The sequence below is a fragment of the Neobacillus sp. YX16 genome, from assembly GCF_030123505.1.
GTDB lineage: Bacteria > Bacillota > Bacilli > Bacillales > Cytobacillaceae > Neobacillus.
Genome location: NZ_CP126115.1, coordinates 862,436 through 879,779, shown reverse-complemented (window position 1 = coordinate 879,779; position 17,344 = coordinate 862,436). Strand labels below are relative to the sequence as shown.

At 37.2% G+C, this 17,344-nt stretch carries 14 protein-coding genes; 2 read left to right on the top strand and 12 right to left on the bottom strand.

Annotated features, from left to right (window positions below; genetic code table 11):
* Window positions 1–92 precede the first annotated feature (92 nt).
* Window positions 93–863 carry an SDR family oxidoreductase gene (locus QNH48_RS04380; protein ID WP_095249015.1) on the bottom strand — a complete coding sequence of 257 codons (771 nt, stop codon included), beginning with the start codon at window positions 861–863 and terminating at the stop codon, window positions 93–95.
* Between the two features lie 19 nt (window positions 864–882).
* Window positions 883–2,151, bottom strand: a complete 1,269-nt coding sequence (locus tag QNH48_RS04375) for a nickel pincer cofactor-dependent isomerase, group 22 (protein ID WP_283953921.1) — start codon at window positions 2,149–2,151, stop codon at window positions 883–885.
* Window positions 2,152–2,417: 266 nt separating this feature from the next.
* Here QNH48_RS04375 and QNH48_RS04370 point away from each other — a divergent pair, with 266 nt between their 5' ends.
* Window positions 2,418–3,611 (top strand): ROK family protein, encoded by a 1,194-nt coding sequence (locus QNH48_RS04370; RefSeq protein WP_283953920.1) that lies wholly within the window; start codon window positions 2,418–2,420, stop codon window positions 3,609–3,611.
* Window positions 3,612–4,169: 558 nt separating this feature from the next.
* Here QNH48_RS04370 and QNH48_RS04365 read toward each other — a convergent pair.
* The 8 genes from QNH48_RS04365 to uxaC all read right to left on the bottom strand — a co-directional run bounded on the left by QNH48_RS04365 (window position 4,170) and on the right by uxaC (window position 14,324).
* Window positions 4,170–5,645: an MFS transporter gene (locus QNH48_RS04365; RefSeq protein WP_283953919.1), complete on the bottom strand. Its 1,476-nt coding sequence runs from the start codon at window positions 5,643–5,645 to the stop codon at window positions 4,170–4,172.
* Window positions 5,646–6,053: 408 nt separating this feature from the next.
* Window positions 6,054–6,914, bottom strand: coding sequence for a sugar phosphate isomerase/epimerase family protein (locus tag QNH48_RS04360; protein ID WP_283953918.1), 861 nt, complete (start codon window positions 6,912–6,914; stop codon window positions 6,054–6,056).
* A 2-nt stretch (window positions 6,915–6,916) separates the two neighbouring features.
* Window positions 6,917–7,921, bottom strand: coding sequence for a Gfo/Idh/MocA family protein (locus QNH48_RS04355; RefSeq protein WP_283953917.1), 1,005 nt, complete (start codon window positions 7,919–7,921; stop codon window positions 6,917–6,919).
* A gap of 217 nt (window positions 7,922–8,138) precedes the next feature.
* Entirely contained in the window at window positions 8,139–9,299 is a 1,161-nt protein-coding gene (locus QNH48_RS04350) for a Gfo/Idh/MocA family protein (RefSeq protein ID WP_283953916.1), read from the bottom strand.
* Between the two features lie 2 nt (window positions 9,300–9,301).
* Window positions 9,302–10,189, bottom strand: a complete 888-nt coding sequence (locus QNH48_RS04345) for a sugar phosphate isomerase/epimerase family protein (protein ID WP_283953915.1) — start codon at window positions 10,187–10,189, stop codon at window positions 9,302–9,304.
* Window positions 10,190–11,125: an AraC family transcriptional regulator gene (locus tag QNH48_RS04340; protein ID WP_283953914.1), complete on the bottom strand. Its 936-nt coding sequence runs from the start codon at window positions 11,123–11,125 to the stop codon at window positions 10,190–10,192.
* A 240-nt stretch (window positions 11,126–11,365) separates the two neighbouring features.
* On the bottom strand, window positions 11,366–12,778 hold the full coding sequence (gndA, locus tag QNH48_RS04335) for an NADP-dependent phosphogluconate dehydrogenase (protein ID WP_283953913.1): 1,413 nt from the start codon (window positions 12,776–12,778) through the stop codon (window positions 11,366–11,368).
* A 142-nt stretch (window positions 12,779–12,920) separates the two neighbouring features.
* Window positions 12,921–14,324, bottom strand: coding sequence for a glucuronate isomerase (uxaC, locus tag QNH48_RS04330; RefSeq protein ID WP_283953912.1), 1,404 nt, complete (start codon window positions 14,322–14,324; stop codon window positions 12,921–12,923).
* 248 nt (window positions 14,325–14,572) lie between these two features.
* Between uxaC and QNH48_RS04325 the strand changes: the two genes are divergently transcribed.
* A complete protein-coding gene (locus QNH48_RS04325; RefSeq protein ID WP_283953911.1) occupies window positions 14,573–15,766 on the top strand; it encodes an ROK family transcriptional regulator in 1,194 nt (397 codons plus the stop codon).
* Window positions 15,767–15,868: 102 nt separating this feature from the next.
* Here QNH48_RS04325 and QNH48_RS30445 read toward each other — a convergent pair whose 3' ends face one another.
* Entirely contained in the window at window positions 15,869–16,612 is a 744-nt protein-coding gene (locus QNH48_RS30445) for an MFS transporter (protein WP_349655119.1), read from the bottom strand.
* Window positions 16,593–17,243, bottom strand: a complete 651-nt coding sequence (locus QNH48_RS30440) for an MFS transporter (protein ID WP_349655118.1) — start codon at window positions 17,241–17,243, stop codon at window positions 16,593–16,595. The genes QNH48_RS30445 and QNH48_RS30440 overlap by 20 nt, the downstream gene beginning before the upstream one ends.
* Between the last annotated feature and the right edge of the window lie 101 nt (window positions 17,244–17,344).

The window sequence follows — 17,344 nt, the reverse complement described above, 5'->3', positions numbered from 1 at the left end:
TGTATCTCCGAAAGCAACAAAGTTTAAGAAAAGAGCTTTTAAAAGCCACCCACTATACAAGATATTGAGTGGCATAACGCTATATGTGTAAATTAAATTGTCATGGCTCCAAAACCGCCGTCTACTCGAATAAGAGCGCCAGTCACAAAGCTAGAAGCTTGTTCAGAGGCAAGGAATACTGTAGTGCCTTGAAGTTCTTCAGCCTCTCCAAAGCGTTCCATAGGAGTATGACCCATAATGGATGCAATTCTGTCTTTATCCAAAATTTTACGGTTTTGTTCTGCTGGGAAGAACCCTGGAATAATGGCATTGACACGAATCCCGCTTGTTGCAAATTCACGAGCTAGGAATTGAGTGACACTATTAAGTCCTGCTTTTGAAACAGAATACGTAAATACTCTTGATAAAGGAGTTGTAGAAGAAACGGATGAAATATTGATAATACTTCCTTTTCTTTCTTGCTCAATCATACGTTTAGCAAAGATCTGGCAAGTCATGACAATACCTTTTAAGTTAATATCCATAATTTTATCGTACTCGTCCATATCTAATTCAAAAAATGGAGTTGGGCTGTTGGTGCCTGGTGCATTCAATAGAATATCCCAGCCGCCTGACCATTGTTCAATTTCATTTGCCACTTTAACCAAAGAATCCTTTGAACTAACATCTGCTTGGAATGCCTTGGCTTCCCCGCCATTTTCAATAATTTCTTTCACAACTGCTTCTGCTGTTTCTAAGTTACGGCCAACAATCGCTACTTTCGCACCGTGATCCGCCAAACCCTTTGCCATTGCTGAACCTAATACACCGTTACCGCCAACTGCTACCGCTGTTTTTCCTGTTAAATCGAATAAATTTTTCATATTTCAACTCTCCCTAGTTTTAAAATAAGTTCCCTTTTTCGTCAAATGGTAAGTCATATAGCTCTGAAGTCAGCTCCATATTTGGATGCTGTTTCACATATTCAATTAAAGCTTCAGATACTTCGATTTCACTTAACTCTAAAGTATTTTTTATGCGGACCATTTTTACTTTGTTAAAATCTAAAATATTACTTGTTTTTACTGCCGCTTGTATCGCTTCACGATCATTTGGCAATGTAGTTGCAATTTTGGTTGGTGCTACAACTGTTGAAGTTAATCCATTGGCATAGGTTACTTCTAAATCCATCCTGTCCACTAAACGCTGCGTTGTAAAATCCGCCGTTCCCACGCCATTGGCATTTCCCTCTGTTTGCGGAGTTAAACCGAGCACAACCATTTTGTTAACATCTGGTCCTCCGTGCGCGTAAGGAGTAGGATATCGACCAGTAATATTAGGGTCCATACCATCACCCGAGATGTTCTTCCCAATTTGATCAATGACAAGGACTTCTAATTGTTCAAAGAAAAGCTTCGGTAATAATTCTTTCGCTTTTGCCTGAAGGTCTGCCTCTCGATTAATAATTTCTTCTGGAGATAGCACATCCACCACTGCGACCTTATCAAATGCGTTTTCTATCGTTGCCACACCAAAAAGAAATGGCTTTTTCTCCATAATCATTTTTGCCATCGCCGGCACGTTTTCTGCCATATATTTAAAGCCCAACTGATGACAAGCCTCGGCACCTCTTTGCTTACCCAAACCTATACTAATCATCTTCATAATGCCACTTTCAACGGGGCCGCGGAATGCCGTATGCGGTTTAATGCGGTTGATTACAACAATACCATCTGCGTTTGCAGCATATTGATCAACATATACAGGTAAGCCATTAGGCAGTTCACCGATTTTTATCACTTCCATGGAAGAACGAATTTCACAGCCGACGCTTTCTTCCGTTACACCAAGATGAGCTAATACCTCACGCTGTCCCTCAGCTGTTGCACCACCATGACTGCCCATACTAGGTACAATAAAAGGCTTTGCTCCAAGTTCTTTTAGAAATTTAACGGTCACTGCAGTTAATTCCACGAGACGATCAAGCCCCCTGCTTCCAACCGCTAACGCAATTTCCATTCCAGGCTGAACCGATGCCCGAATATGCTCCTGCTGCAATTTCTCCATCAAAGCCTGTTCTAAATTATCAATTTTCGTATCATCAAATTTCACTTTCACTTTTGCCATTTTTGGCACTGGAATATCTTTTAATAAGTCCTGTAGAATACCCATTTATCTGTTTCACTCCTTTTCTACTTAAGTGTTCCTCAAGGGATATTATTCCATGTATGTACTTTTTTCTGTCAGAAAAAAGTGTGTAATCCCTTTCAAAAGTAAATAAAAAAGATTTGTTTGGAAAATAATTTTAATATAGTAATTTAATTTGTTTACCAAACAAACTAATTACCTGTATAATAACATTATGGATTATTTACGTCAATTGTTATGAACTGCAATTACCCATTTTTCATTAGAAATTAACATAGGAGGTGCTTTATATGGTCACCGGAGATGCATCATTTATAAAAAAGATAAATCGATCATTAATCATTAGTAAAATAATTGAACACGGCCTTATATCTCGTGCAGATTTAGCAAAGATTACTGGCCTAAATAAAGCAACCATTTCAGTACAGGCAGCTGAATTATTAGCTGAGGAATTACTTATTGAAACTCAAGCTGAGCATAAGAACCTAGGCAGAAGACCTATTATGCTTTCGATTAACAAACAAGCAGGATTTGCGTTAGGAATTGACCTAGATAAGAATACTATTACTTTTACCTTATCTGATATCAGCGGTACTCCACTGCACACCCATTCAATCGTGATGGAAACGTCTGATTATGTTTTGATTCTAAAATGGTTGGCAAAACAAATTACCATTTATAAAGAGAAATGTTCACATGCACGATATGGCTTAATCGGAGTAGTCATTGGAATACACGGAATCGTAAATAACGATGAAACCATCTATTTTGTCCCTTACCATCAATGGCATAATAAAGATTTAAAAACTGATCTCCAAAATGAAACCGGTATCACTATCTTTGTGGAAAATAACGCTAACTTGTGTTCTTTCGCTGAGATCGTTTATAAACATTATCAAAGTGAAAACTTATTATCTGTTAGTTTGTATTCGGGAATTGGTCTAGGAATTATGGTAAATAGTAAATTACTTAAAGGCTGCGATGGCTATGCAGGCGAGATTGGCCATATGATTATCGTTCCAGATGGTCTTCCCTGCAGATGTGGAAATTTAGGATGCTGGGAACAATACGCCTCTGAATCAAGTTTTGTAAAAAAACTGTCTGAGAGTCATAACAATATAGAGGTAACCTATGAACACATCCATCAATGGTTCATAGAGCAGGATCCAGTCACCAATAGGTTAATGAAGGATTATATAAAGTTTCTATCATATGGACTTAATAATATTATCAACCTCTATAATCCAGAGATTTTAGTGATTAATAGTGAACTGCTTCGATTATATCCGAACGCATTAGAAGAAATTAAAGCACATCTAACATCAACGGTGGGTCAATATCGGAAACTACAGATTTCAGAATTTGGTAAAAATGCTTGCAGTATGGGCGCTTGTGCCTTAGCAATTAAGAACTTTTTAGAAATTAAAGAGTTAAGCTTAGCTTTTGAAGAATCCAAAACTCAACAAGAGTTTATCCCTCAATAACTGAGGGGTTTTTTTCTTGTAAATGCTTTCCAATCATTTAAAACAATGAAAAAGAAAGAAAAACGGAGTAAATATAAGGAAATAGGCGCTGACACACGCTTTCACCAACATTGTTCTCGTTTTCATTGCCTTTGTTTCCGTTTTCACCAACATTGTGAAAAGTACCCGAATATCTGATAATAAGAGTATCAAATCACGGGGGGTTAAACACATGAAAAAGGTTTTGTTAAAATTAATTGAGAAGTTTGAGAAGAACTCAAAGTACTTACCATTTGATACGCACGAACCAATTGTAACCAATTCACGCAAATAAAATGTGAATTGGTTTTTTTATTTGGCTCTTTTCTTAAACTTTATTTCATCTTTATCTTAAAAGCCCTTGTATTAGCTAAGTTTTGTTTCTACATTGCCTTGTAAGAAAAGAGCTTGCAAGCTTAATCAAGCACAAAATAGATAGTTGCACGTTAAAATCGGCTTTAGGATTTAAACAACAATTAACTAAAACAACCTTATGCAATAAAACCCCAGCATTCGCCAGGGTTCCAAATTTCAACTAAATTAAATTGCAACTTTATTATCTTTTTTCCCATTTGCTTTCATTTCAGCAATACCAGATTGAATTTTTTCCATTTCTTTATGATCTAGTTTATAGAATTTCATTGCTGTAATGGAAACTAACAAACATAGTGCTGGTAAACCGAATGCCAGTAATAAGGTTACAACAAACAATGGTGAAGTTAAAGCTTCCCCAACCTCAGGGAATTTTTCTTTATAACCGATGATACCAACAATAGCACCTACGATTGTTGGAGCTAAAGATGAAACGAGCTGATCAATGAATGAGAAAATCGTGCCCATCATACCCGGTACATAACGACCTGATTTATGTGTTTCATAGTCCGAAACATCGGCAATCATAGGAACAACAAGTGTTGTTGGAATGCCTCCAAAGCCCAAGGCTAATGAATATAAGACTATGAAAAGAATAGTGGCAACACCGATATTAGAAAGTGAAACCGAAGCAGGATCAATGAATAAGAATAGAGCAATCAACCCCAAGAAGGAAAGCATTCCGATCCAGGCCGAAGTAACATAGGATTTCTTTAAACCTGTCTTTCTTGCAATTCCGACTACTAAGAAGGTGATCAATAAAACTGGTACTAATGTAATAAGACCAATTTTTCCGCTTAATGCATAATCTCCTAGCAAAATACCAAACAACATAACTCCAACTACGGAATAACGAAGAATACTAGTTGCTAGTTTATCAAAAGACGCCGAAAGAGATAGCATTTGTAATGGTCTGTTTCCTTTAATAACTCCCCAATATTCACGAAGAGTGGTTTGAGTTCCTTCTTCTGCTAAACCATAAAATTCCTTCTTATCTTTTGACCAAATACCTACGATTGCTAGTACCGCAAATACTGCAGAAAGAAGAAGTCCATAACCATTTAATTCCGTAAACAAACCAAGATTAAACCCACCGTGCTTTACCATTAGAACAGCAGAAACGTAAATTTGTCCGCCTGTGAAAAGTGCAGCATTATAAACTCCGTCAAAAATTGCATATAATGGGCGCTGCTTTGGATCATTCGTCAAAACCGTTTGTGCAGCCTTTGTCACACTTGTTTGTAATGAATAACCGATTTTGTTTACAATTAACATCGCAGTAAAGAAAAGAAATTGAGTAGACGCTGGTAAATGATGAGTTACATTATAGATCGCTAGTATAGTACCTGCTGAAATAATATTACCGATTACAATTAACGGCGTAAATTTTCCGAATTTCCCCTCTGTTTTGTCAATGATAAAGCCAATCGCAGGATCGATTATCCCATCAAATAACCGCGCTGCCATTAATAGCGAACTTACCAGCATTACTGCGAGTCCAGCTATTCCAGTTGCATAATAAGTGACAAAACCTAATACAAACAAATGAAGATTGGTTGAGGTATTATTTAATGTAAACAAACCAATTTGCCATAATTTCGCTTTGTTGTATTGATTACTATTATCCACTTTAACATTTGACATGATTTCGCCCCCTAATAATTAACCGCTTTCATTCTTTTGAATATTGAAAAAATTCTCTCCCTAATTATCCCCTGTTTATACCAATAAACCTTAGATTATCGAAAATTCACTACCCCTTTACTTGCCACTCCTTTCTATGAAAACCCTTTCATAAATAGATAAAAAAATATAAATTGCTAGCAAACTATTATTTAATTTTTTAATTAGTTTAATGAACTAATTATTAAATAAAGAATATCATCTCTAGTTTCTGCAGTCAATAGTTTTTTAATTTTCTAAAGATTCCGTTGATGGAATACCTTTTTTTCTATAAAAATACACGTGTAAGTCTTTATCTGGACTAAATTTTTCAAATGAAAAAAGGCAGTGAAACCCACTGCCTTTCTCGTCTTTTTTTATTTCAATATATTAAAACCAGTCAGCGTAACCTAGATTTCTTAGGTGATTAGCGGAAACTTCTAGACATTCGAATGGGTCTCGTCCATAGGTATTATCTTGTTCTACCAAGAAATACTGGGCCCCACTCTCAAGACCTGCTTCTATAATTGCTTTAAGATCAAGGTTTCCTTCACCAAGTTCTGCAAATTCAATCGTATTCGTGAAGATGTGCATGAATTTAGCCATATCTTTGAAGTCGACTTCACTTAGATCCATCTGCCCAATTCGATAATCCTTCAAGTGTAATAATGAAATACGGCCCTTGTATTTTTTTACGAACTCCACAGGATTTTCGCCAGCTCTTTGGATCCAGTGAACATCTAACTCAAAACCCAGCTTAGTTGTGTTATTTTTAATTAGGTCCAGCAAATATACACCATCATATTTTTGGAATTCCAAATGGTGTGTATGGTAATACAATTCAATTCCATGTTCAGCTAATCTATGGGCCAATCCTTCTGCTTTATCAATAAATTCCATGATTTTATCTTTATGTCCCATAACAGTTAAAGGCATCATACCGATGCGCAGGAAGTTACAGTTTAACGTCTTACAATCGCTTACAATTTTATCAAAATCGTTAGACAAGGTCTCGCCAGGCATGCCGGGCACCATTGGTTCAACCGCTGCAGATAACGCTGCAATTTTGATATCAAAGTCTTCACTTGCTCTTTTTAACTCGGCAACATTTTCGGTTGTCATGGGAATTTGTGATACTTCTACAGCTCCATAGCCAAGCTCTCTTACCTTTCTCATTGTTTCATATACACCGAGTTCTTCTACTTTGCCTTTTAGCATCATCATTTGAACGCCGATTTTACCTTTTTTCATGGTTATCCCTCCATTTTAATACTTTGTTTTGTCTCTGAAGAAAGTCGAATGGCATCAATCATTTGTATGGAAACAAGAGCATCCTTTGCATGAACATAATCTTCAGTGCCCTGTAAAATACAGGTATAGAATTGATTGATTGTTTTCGCATGGCTGGCACCGTAATAGAATTTCGATCCAGGCAGTTTAGCGTCTTCTACCAATTCTTCTTTTTTCCCCTCTTCATTTACTCTCATAAGAATGCTGTCTTTAATGATAAATTTACCTTTTTCAAGATAGACCTCAAGTTCGACACTGGAGTTCTCAGCATTAGCATTCGTTGAAAAGAATAATCCTTTTGCTCCGTTTTGGAAGAGAATATGTGCAGAGGCAGTGTCTTCTACTTCAATACCATAATCCAATAATTGGTCTACTGAACCCTTTATTGATTCTATTTTTCCGCCTACAAGCTGTATCAAATCTAGGGTATGAAGGGATTGATTAATCATGGAACCGCCACCGGCAAACTCCATTTTTCCACGCCAAGGTTTCACATCATAATAAGCCTTCGGCCGATACCAAGACACCAAACCTTTTACCCCTGTGACCTTGCCATATTCGCCGCTCTTTAGAATCTCCTGAAGCATTTCAAACGACTCATTATAACGGTTTTGCAGACACACCCCGATTTTAACATCACTGTGGTCTTCCTCTAGTTTTACAAGTGCCTGTCCTTCTTCCGTGTTCAAGCCCAGCGGCTTTTCTTGAAAAACATGAACTCCCGCTTCTACACAATCTCTTGTTACAGGGTAGTGTAGATAGTGAGGCAGACAATTATGGACAACATCAAGGTTTTCTTTTTCAAGCATCTCGTGAAAATCCGTATAAAAGTTTACACCAGGTACAGAATCTTTTAATGACTCATCAAGATCACATACTGCCACTAACTCAGCATTTGGGTTAGCTTGTATAGCTGGAATATGAATTTTCGAAATATCCCCAAGTCCTATTACTGCTACTTTTAGCATTTGCTTCTCCCCTTTTTTAAAGGCTCTTTTCTTAAACTTTGTTGCTTTTTAGAACAAAAATTTAAAAAGAAAAGAGCCAGCAAACTAAATTCTAAAGCGCAAAATAGATAATTCCACGTTAAAATCGGCTTTAAGATTTTAACAACAATATTTGCGAAAGCAGACTTTTGAAACGAACTCAAAGCTGCATGAGCGATGAGTTCGTTTAATGTGTAGATTACTTTCTAACCGGATATTTACCTTCTTCGGCAATTCGCTTATTTAATTCTTCTAGGAATAAATCTTCATCAAATGGTACTTCGATTTCCTTGCCTAACCAGCTTGACAGGTGCATGGCATTTGCAAGTCTAACACCATTAATTCCGTCGCTGCCTGGAGCTAATAATGGGGTTCCTTCTACAACAGCAGAAGCAAAGTCTTCTAATACAGCAATGTGCTGTTCGCCCCAAACATTGCCAAAATCAAGTACTTCCTCAGAGAAAACATCATCTTGGCTGCCGCCCATGAAAATTTTCATTACATCTTGCATGCTCATGGTTGCACTCATTTCACTTTCAGGTCTTGTAAGACGTTTGATGGTTACTTTACTACTTTTATCTACAATAATTTTTCCTTTATCGCCAACGATTTCTAAACGGTCTGTCCCCACTACATCGTGCGTACGAGTTACAAATACACCTGTTGCACCATTTCCATAATCAAATACTGCAGTCACATCGTCTTCAACGACAATATCTCTTTGAGAACCATAGTTTATTTTTGCATAAACCTTTTTCGGCATACCGCAAATCCATTGAAGCAAGTCAATTTGGTGTGGTGCTTGGTTTACAAGGACACCGCCGCCTTCTCCGCCCCAAGTTGCTCTCCATTCACTTTGATCGTAGTACCCTTGTGGTCTCCACCAAGTAGTAATAATCCAGTTGGTACTGCGAATGCTGCCAATCTCACCATTATCAATAATTTCTTTTACTTTTTTATAAAGTGGATTTGTACGCTGGTTAAAGAAGATTGCAAACTTAAGTTCAGGCTTTGATGCTGCAAAGTCATTTAACTCTTTAACTTGTTTTGTATAAACACCAGCTGGTTTTTCCACTAATGCATGAATATCTCTTTTTAGTGCTTCGATTCCCATTTCAGGATGGAGATAATGCGGTACAGTTGTAACGACTGCGTCAACATCACCACTTTCAAGCATTTCGATATAATTATCGTAGAAAGGAACACCAGGATACTTCTCTTCTGCTACTTCCTTTTTAGTAGGATCATTATCACAGATCGCACCAATCACCATGTTTTTAACTTTGCCTTCAGTAATGAAATTAGCATACATGCCGCCTTCTGCACCCAATCCAATAATCCCTAATCTTACATCAGCCATAATTAAATTTCCTCGCTTTCAATTTTGTTTAGAATATCTAAAAGTGCTTCATATTGAAGCTTGTAACCGCCGGCACCGTCCAGCCCTTTGTCGTCTTTTATGATCTCAGTCGCATCCTCAAGCTCTAAATCCTTTAGAGAATCAAAGAGAACGAGATGTGGCTCAAGGGTTAAAAAGCCTTTATAGCCGCTCTTAATAAACTGAGCTAAAATTTCTGGTATTTTCCCTTCTCCAGTGCCACAGACAACGTTTTGGCTATCAGATGTTACAGCATCCTTTATGTGTATATAAACAATCTCATCCTTTAAGAGATCGTAACACTCCAGTGTATCCTCACCGCACTGTACGAAATTAGCGAAGTCGAAAATCCCTTTAAAGTACGGAGAACCAACTTCTGTCAAAATCTCATGACAGCGTCTAGCAATATCACCAAAGATATCTTTTTCATTTTCATGAAGTAAAATCACATTATATTTTTCTGCAATTGCAGCATATTCCTTAAGTTTTCTAACCACTTCACCATGATATTGATCTGCATCCTCACCCTTAGGAATATAGAAGCTGAAGATTCGCATATATTTGCAATCGAGCAAGTTGCTAATTTGGCAAAGCATGTCCAGCATAAGCTTTTGTTTCGCAAAGCCTTCTTCGTCATTGATAAATACTTTACCAATAGGTGATCCGATGGAAGAAACACCAATTCCAGCTTTTTGCAGTCTTGGCTGTACGGTTTCTTTGATTTCATCAACAGAAAAATCACCAATATTTTTCCCATCAATGCCGCGTAACGAAATATATTTCATCCCTAAATTTGAGACAACCTCAAGCTGGGTATCAAATTCAGATGAAATTTCATCTGAAAATCCTGAAATCAATAAATCCTGATTCATTTATTCTTTTCCTCCTTTATTGCTAGGAATACGACTATTCAGTTTCGTTTTACGATATTGTGAAGGAGTAGTACCGACCTTTTCTTTAAAAAAGCGGCTGAAATGGGCTACACTCTCAAAGCCTGTTGCACGAGAAATATCTGTTAATGATTGATCAGGCTCCATTTCCAACAAATACTTTACCTGATTAAGCCGGCATGCCATCACATATTCCATCACGGTAAAACCAGTGACTTCTTTAAAAATATGTGAAGCATAATACTTACTCAAACTTAACTCTTCTGCAATTCTGTCTAAACTGACTTTTTCAGCATAGTGATCATTAATCCAAGAGGCAATAGACTCCGCATGAAGTTCTTTTTCCGACCTTTTACTCGTCACTTGAGATAATTCCTTTTGACTCATTTTATAAATTCCCATCAATAATTGAATTAACTCAAGTTTTACTTCTGCTTCCAGTAGCTCATTTTTCTTACCTGTCCGCTGGAATTCTTCATCAATATGAGAAAGCGAGTGAGCTATTTCCTTAATCCTGCCATCCACAAATTGTCCAAATTCATCGTAACCAGTGCGAAGTAAGCAATTGTTAAGTTTTTTAAACGGATCTAACAAATTAGGGATACCAAGTCCAATTAATGACTCCTGGAGCCATTTAGGTGAAAAATGAAGCATACTTCTTGTATACGTACTGTCTGTTCCTGGATTCGCTTTATGCAATGTCATTCCGTCCAGTAGAATGATGTCTCCAGGCTGCAACTCGTAAATCCGATTGTTAATTAAATACTTACAATCACCCGAGTGAAAAAAATAAATCTCATATTCTTGATGTGAGTGAAAATTAAAGTTGTAAAAGTCAACTCCCTGAATTCGGTAAAAACCGTATATCCACTCATCCATTACTCTTTTTCTTAATGAAGAGTTCGTTAACTTTCCCATTGCTTTCACACCCTTAGAAGTAAGCGTTAACATCGTAGTTTGTTAACTGAACATATTTATATTATATTGCAGAAATAAACAAAAAACATTCTCTAAAACTGCTCAATAATATCAAAAAATTGACTGATATTGCTTTTTCACTATGATTTTTAGACAAACAAAAAGGAGACAATTACAGCATTTAGGGCTAGTTTTTGTCTCCTTTTGCAGGTGGTTCATATTTGTTTTTTTATAGTAGCCTTATTCCATCCAATTTGTGTGGAATACTCCCTCTTTATCAATACGTTGATACGTATGTGCTCCAAAATAGTCGCGTTGTGCTTGCAGAAGATTCGCTGGAAGTGTTTCAGTACGATAGCTATCATAGTAAGCAATTGCGCTTGCAAAGGATGGAACTGGGATTCCACGCTCAATGGCAACAGCAAGAACTTGACGTAATGGCTGCTGATAGTTTTCAACGATTTCTTTAAAGTAAGGATCTAATAATAAGTTCCTTAATTCAGGCTCGCGGTCATAAGCATCTTTAATTTTTTGTAAGAATTGTGCACGAATGATACAACCTCCACGGAAAATCATCGCGATATCGCCGTAACGAAGATTCCAATCGTATTCTTCAGATGCAGCACGCATTTGCGCAAAACCTTGTGCATAAGAAACAATTTTACTCATATACAATGCTTTACGAACAGCTTCGATTAATTCTTCTTTATTGCCTTCAAAGTTCTTAACTTCAGGTCCATTAAGAACCTTGCTTGCTTTAATACGCTCATCCTTCAAAGCTGAAATAAAGCGGGCAAATACGGATTCAGTGATAATTGGAAGTGGAACACCTAAATCTAAAGCGTTTTGGCTTGTCCACTTACCAGTACCCTTCTGACCAGCAGTATCGAGGATCAAGTCAACCATTGGTTTACCTGTTTCTTCGTCCACTTTTGTAAAGATATCTGCAGTGATTTCAATCAAATAGCTGTCTAATTCGCCTTTATTCCATTCAGCGAAGACCTCATGAAGCTCTTTCGCATCTAAACCAAGGACATTTTTCAAGATAAAATAAGCCTCACAGATTAACTGCATATCTCCATATTCGATTCCGTTATGAACCATTTTCACATAGTGACCTGCACCATTTGGACCAATATACGTGCAGCAAGGATCGCCCTCTACTTTTGCAGAAATGGCTTCTAAGATTGGTTTAACAAGGTTATAAGCTTCTTCCTTACCGCCAGGCATGATAGAAGGACCTTTTAATGCGCCCTCTTCTCCACCAGAAACTCCAGTTCCAATGAAATGGAACCCTGCTGATTCTAGTTCCTTATTACGTCTGATTGTATCTTGGAAGAATGTATTTCCGCCATCAATCAGGATATCGCCTTCTTCAAGAAATGGCTTTAATGAGTCAATGGTAGCATCTGTTGCAGTACCTGCTTTAACCATTAACAAAATTTTGCGAGGCTTTTCTAATGAATTAACGAATTCTTCAACAGTACGTGCGCCTACAAAGTTCTTTCCTTCAGCTTCGTTCTTCAAGAATTCTTCCGTTTTGTCATAAGAACGGTTGAATACAGCGACAGAATAACCGCGGCTTTCAATATTTAAAGCTAGGTTTTTACCCATTACAGCCAAACCAACTACACCAATTTGTTGTTTAGACATTATTTATCCCTCTTTCTTCCTTAATCCTATTTTTTTATCGCTCCAGCTTTATCTTGCTCAAATAAGAACTTTTAACACAGAATAACTATGTAATAAAGGGGTGAGCCTTATAAAGGGCGCCCCTTAATCTTAACTTAAATTCTTAGCGCTGTAAAAAATACTTCTCTGCGTTATTGTAGCCAATATTTCTAACCATTTTCTCAAGGAATTCCAAATCATTATGCGCTAGTCCGCTTTCTGCCCATTCTCCTAATAGATTGCAAAGAATACGACGGAAATATTCATGACGAGCATAAGAAAGGAAGCTGCGAGAATCTGTCAACATTCCAATAAAGTGGCTTAAAAGACCAACGTTTGCAAGATCTTTCATTTGTCTTTCCATTCCGTCGATATGGTCATTAAACCACCAGCCAGAACCAAATTGAATTTTACCTGGAACGCCTTCTTCATAGAAGTTCCCCATCATACCTGCTAGAACTGGATTATCTTTAGGATTTAGGTTAAACAATACTGTTCTTGGTAATGCATCTTGCTGCTCAAGAGTATCAAGGAATTTAGATAGGCCTTCGGCAAAATTAGATTCACCAACTGAATCAAAGCCAGTGTCCGTTCCAATAAGCTCTTTCATTTTTGTGTTGTTATTTCTAATTGCACCCATATGAAGCTGCATCACCCATTGTTTGCCAGCATACATTTTTCCAAGCTCTGTTAATAGGAACCAACGGTAAGCAACAAGCTCATCATTAGAAAGCTGTTCGCCGCTTACTCGCTTATTGAAAATACCTTCAATCTCCTCCTTTGTTGTTTCAACGTATTCCATTTTTTGAATATCATGATCGGATGCACGGCCGCCATTTTCATGGAAGAAATCAACACGTTGCTGCAATGCCTTCAAGAATCCATCGAGTGAATCAACCTTAATACCAGATACCTCTTCTAATTTCCGGGTCCAGCTGACAAATGTAGGACGCTCAATAAATAGAGCTCCATCCGGACGGAATGTTGGTGCAATAATTGGAGTAAAGGATTCATCATTCTTCAGTAAACGATGGTATTCCAATGTTGAATTAGGATCATCGGTTGTACCGATAAACTTCACATTCGATTTTGCAATAAAAGCTCTAGCTGTATAATCCGAAGTTTTTAACTTCTCATTACATTCATCGTAAATCTCACGTGCAGTTGCAGGACTTAGTAATTTTTCAATTCCAAAGAACATTTTTAACTCCATGTGAGTCCAATGATAAAGCGGGTTACCAATTAGGTTTGGTACGGTTTCTGCCCATGCAGCGAATTTCTCCCAATCGCTTGCATCACCGGTAATGTACTTTTCGCCAATACCGTTCATACGCATGGTGCGCCATTTGTAATGGTCTCCCCCAAGCCATAATTGGGTGATATTTTCATATGACTTATTTTCCCAAACCTCTTGTGGATCAAGGTGACAATGGAAGTCAAATATCGGCAGTCCCTGGGCTGCATTTTCAAATAATTTAATGGATGTTTCAGTATTTAACAAGAAGTCTTTGTCTAAAAAGTTTTTCATTCGAAACCCTCCTGAATTAACTTACATTATTGTTATCTGTAAACCCTTACAAATATATTAAAAAATTCCAATGAAATTGCATTTCTTAATTTGTTTAGTAAACAAATTAATTACAATACCAACTTATCATGTTTATTTTGTTAAGTCAATTGAAAGATTATGAATTTTTTTTGAAACAAAGAGACCTACATGAAATAACCTGTTATACTAGGATTATAGTAATAAAGCTGCTCGAATGGAGGATACAAATGATTACCGGTGACGCGGCATACATTAAAAAAATTAATCGCTCAATTATTCTAAGAGAAATAGTCAAAGAAGGTTTAATTTCTAGAGCAGACTTATCAAAAGTGACCGCTCTGACACGTGCAACCATTTCAGCACAGGTAGCAGATTTAATTGACGAAGGTCTAATAATAGAGACACAACTTGAGCATTATTCAGTTGGAAGAAAGCCAATCATGCTTTCCTTAAACAGTGAGGCAGGTTTCGCTCTAGGCATTGACCTTGATTATGACCACATTTCTTTTACTGTTTCTAATCTTATCGGCAGTCCTGTCAGCTCTAAAAGGATTGAAACCAATACTTCAAACTATCAGGAGATATTAAATCTCATAGTAGAACAAATTAGAATATTCAAAAGTGAATACGCTTTCAGTCAATACGGAATTATCGGAATTGTTATTGCAATTCATGGTCTAGTCGGAAAAGATGAAACCATTCATTATGTACCACGCTTGCGCTGGAACAACATTAGCCTTAAATCAGACTTAGAAAAACAAATCGACATCAACGTTTACCTAGAAAACAATGCGAATCTAAGTGCCTTTGCGGAGAGAGTATTTGTAAACCACGAGACCGATAACTTGTTAGCTGCCACTCTTTATTCGGGTATTGGTCTGGGAATGATGATGAACAATGAGTTTTTCCGAGGGCATGATGGCTTCGCTGGTGAGATTGGACACATGATTGTTGTACCAAATGGAATCCAATGCAATTGTGGAAATAAAGGCTGCTGGGAAAGATATGCTTCTGAGAATGTTATTTTCAATACTTTATCAGAGAAACGGAATATCAAACCTATTACGTATGACCATATTCAACAATGGCTTGATGAAGGCGATGAAGAAGTAATCCAACTAATGGAACAATTCACCTTCTACCTTTCAATTGGCTTAAATAATATGATCAATATGTACAACCCTGACGTACTGGTGCTTGATAGTGAGCTCTTGCGTATCTATCCGAATTCTCTCGATAAAATTAGAGGAAATTTGAATTCTTCCATCAGCCATTACCGTGCACTTCAGATTTCTACAATTGGCAGGAATTCTGCCGTTCTAGGTGCTTGCGCACTTGCAATTAAGCATTTCTTAAATGTCCCGATGTTGAATTTCAACTATCAAGTCGATACCAAAAAAAGCGCAAGCGTTAACATTTAATACTTTATTACTGCAAATCCCCTTTTAGCATTTACGCAAAAGGGGATTTTTCAGCAATAAAAAAGATAGCTAAATCATAGCTACTTTTTTGAAAATGATTTATTATTTTTTAAATCTCCTTGCAGCTAAATCAGCTGTAAGTTGCTCCGTACGCTTTTTGTTCAATGGATATAAGAATACAATCATTAGGAATACTACACCAAGTACAATTGCAGGTACTAAAGTACCAAGTGTATGAATTCCTTGTAAAGTTTCAGCTGTTTGTGCTTCGGCACCTGCAGTGTAACCTACAGCTGCAATCGCTGCACCACCAACACCACCAGCAACCGCTTGACCGATTTTCCGTGCCATTGAGTAGATAGAGTAAACGGTACCATCTTCCCTGAGACCGGTTAAATACTCGTGATAATCGATTACATCTGTAACAAACGCCCAAACAACAAGGTTAAAAGTACCATAACCAAACATAGCAACTGTTAACACACCGATAAATTGTGTTGCCGTTAAATTTGGAAGGAAATATAGAATTGCGTATACAAGAGTCGCAATTAATAAGCCGCCAGACGCCACTTCTTTTTTACCAAATCTCTTAACTAATGGTTGAATAAATGGCATTGCGACAAATACTGCAACTGCTTGAAGAAGACCAACCATACTTAATGCTTTTGCATTTGTGAAATAATCTTTAAATAGATATACGTTTACCGTACCTATTAACATAAAGACAATCATGAATGCTAATGCTGCTACAAGGAACACCATTAATGGTTTATTTTTAGTGAGCCCCTTCACTGTTTGGCCAAAATTCACTTTTTCTTTATTTGTTTCAAGCAATATAACAAACAAGTGCAAGCCCGCCGAAAATTAATGCTGCGATAATGAAACGATTTGCATCCGGTTTATTATTAACGAATAAAATAATTGGTCCAACTACGTTTATAACTAAACCTGCCATTTGACCACCTAAAGTTCTCCAGCTTGATAGTGAAGTACGTTCTACAGGGTCACCTGTGATCACTGAAGCCATGGAGCCATAAGGAATATTAACAGTAGAATATAATGTTCCCCATACAATATATGTTACATATGCATAAGCAAGGTAAAACCCATCAGACATACCAGGTATCTTTACGAACATCAATATACCCATGATTACAAGTGGCAATGACATTCTTAAAATCCATGGTCTAAATTTCCCTTGAGCAGTTGCCTTTCTAGTATCAATGAAACGGCCCCATGTTACGTCAGCAAAAGCATCCCACAGACGTGCGACCGTAAATAAAATTCCTACATGAGCTGGATTAATATGAAAAATATCCGTATAGAACACCATCAAGAAAGAGGCGGCTAGAACAAAGAAGAAATCGTTTCCAAAATCACCAAATAAGTAACCTAATTTATCTCTCATCCCAAATGGACGTACAGTTTTCCCACCTGATTGTGGGGTTTCTTCTTTCTTTTGCAATGCTTGAACCATTTCTATACCCCTCCCCAAAATATAATCTAAAAAATCATTTCTGGTTGCAATTGCTTTGAAACTATTTTGTGTAACCCCTTACTAAATTACTCACGAGAATG

Bases quoted from the DNA above. Each gene is read 5' to 3' on its own strand.
- QNH48_RS04355 (WP_283953917.1), bottom strand. From the start codon at position 7,921: ATGCTAAAAGTAGCAGTAATAGGACTTGGGGATATTTCGAAAATTCAT.
- QNH48_RS04325 (WP_283953911.1), top strand. From the start codon at position 14,573: ATGATTACCGGTGACGCGGCATACATTAAAAAAATTAATCGCTCAATT.
- QNH48_RS04370 (WP_283953920.1), top strand. From the start codon at position 2,418: ATGGTCACCGGAGATGCATCATTTATAAAAAAGATAAATCGATCATTA.
- QNH48_RS04365 (WP_283953919.1), bottom strand. From the start codon at position 5,645: ATGTCAAATGTTAAAGTGGATAATAGTAATCAATACAACAAAGCGAAA.
- QNH48_RS04360 (WP_283953918.1), bottom strand. From the start codon at position 6,914: ATGAAAAAAGGTAAAATCGGCGTTCAAATGATGATGCTAAAAGGCAAA.
- QNH48_RS04380 (WP_095249015.1), bottom strand. From the start codon at position 863: ATGAAAAATTTATTCGATTTAACAGGAAAAACAGCGGTAGCAGTTGGC.
- gndA (WP_283953913.1), bottom strand. From the start codon at position 12,778: ATGTCTAAACAACAAATTGGTGTAGTTGGTTTGGCTGTAATGGGTAAA.
- QNH48_RS04345 (WP_283953915.1), bottom strand. From the start codon at position 10,189: ATGAATCAGGATTTATTGATTTCAGGATTTTCAGATGAAATTTCATCT.
- uxaC (WP_283953912.1), bottom strand. From the start codon at position 14,324: ATGAAAAACTTTTTAGACAAAGACTTCTTGTTAAATACTGAAACATCC.
- QNH48_RS04350 (WP_283953916.1), bottom strand. From the start codon at position 9,299: ATGGCTGATGTAAGATTAGGGATTATTGGATTGGGTGCAGAAGGCGGC.
- QNH48_RS04375 (WP_283953921.1), bottom strand. From the start codon at position 2,151: ATGGGTATTCTACAGGACTTATTAAAAGATATTCCAGTGCCAAAAATG.
- QNH48_RS30440 (WP_349655118.1), bottom strand. From the start codon at position 17,243: ATGGTTCAAGCATTGCAAAAGAAAGAAGAAACCCCACAATCAGGTGGG.
- QNH48_RS04340 (WP_283953914.1), bottom strand. From the start codon at position 11,125: ATGGGAAAGTTAACGAACTCTTCATTAAGAAAAAGAGTAATGGATGAG.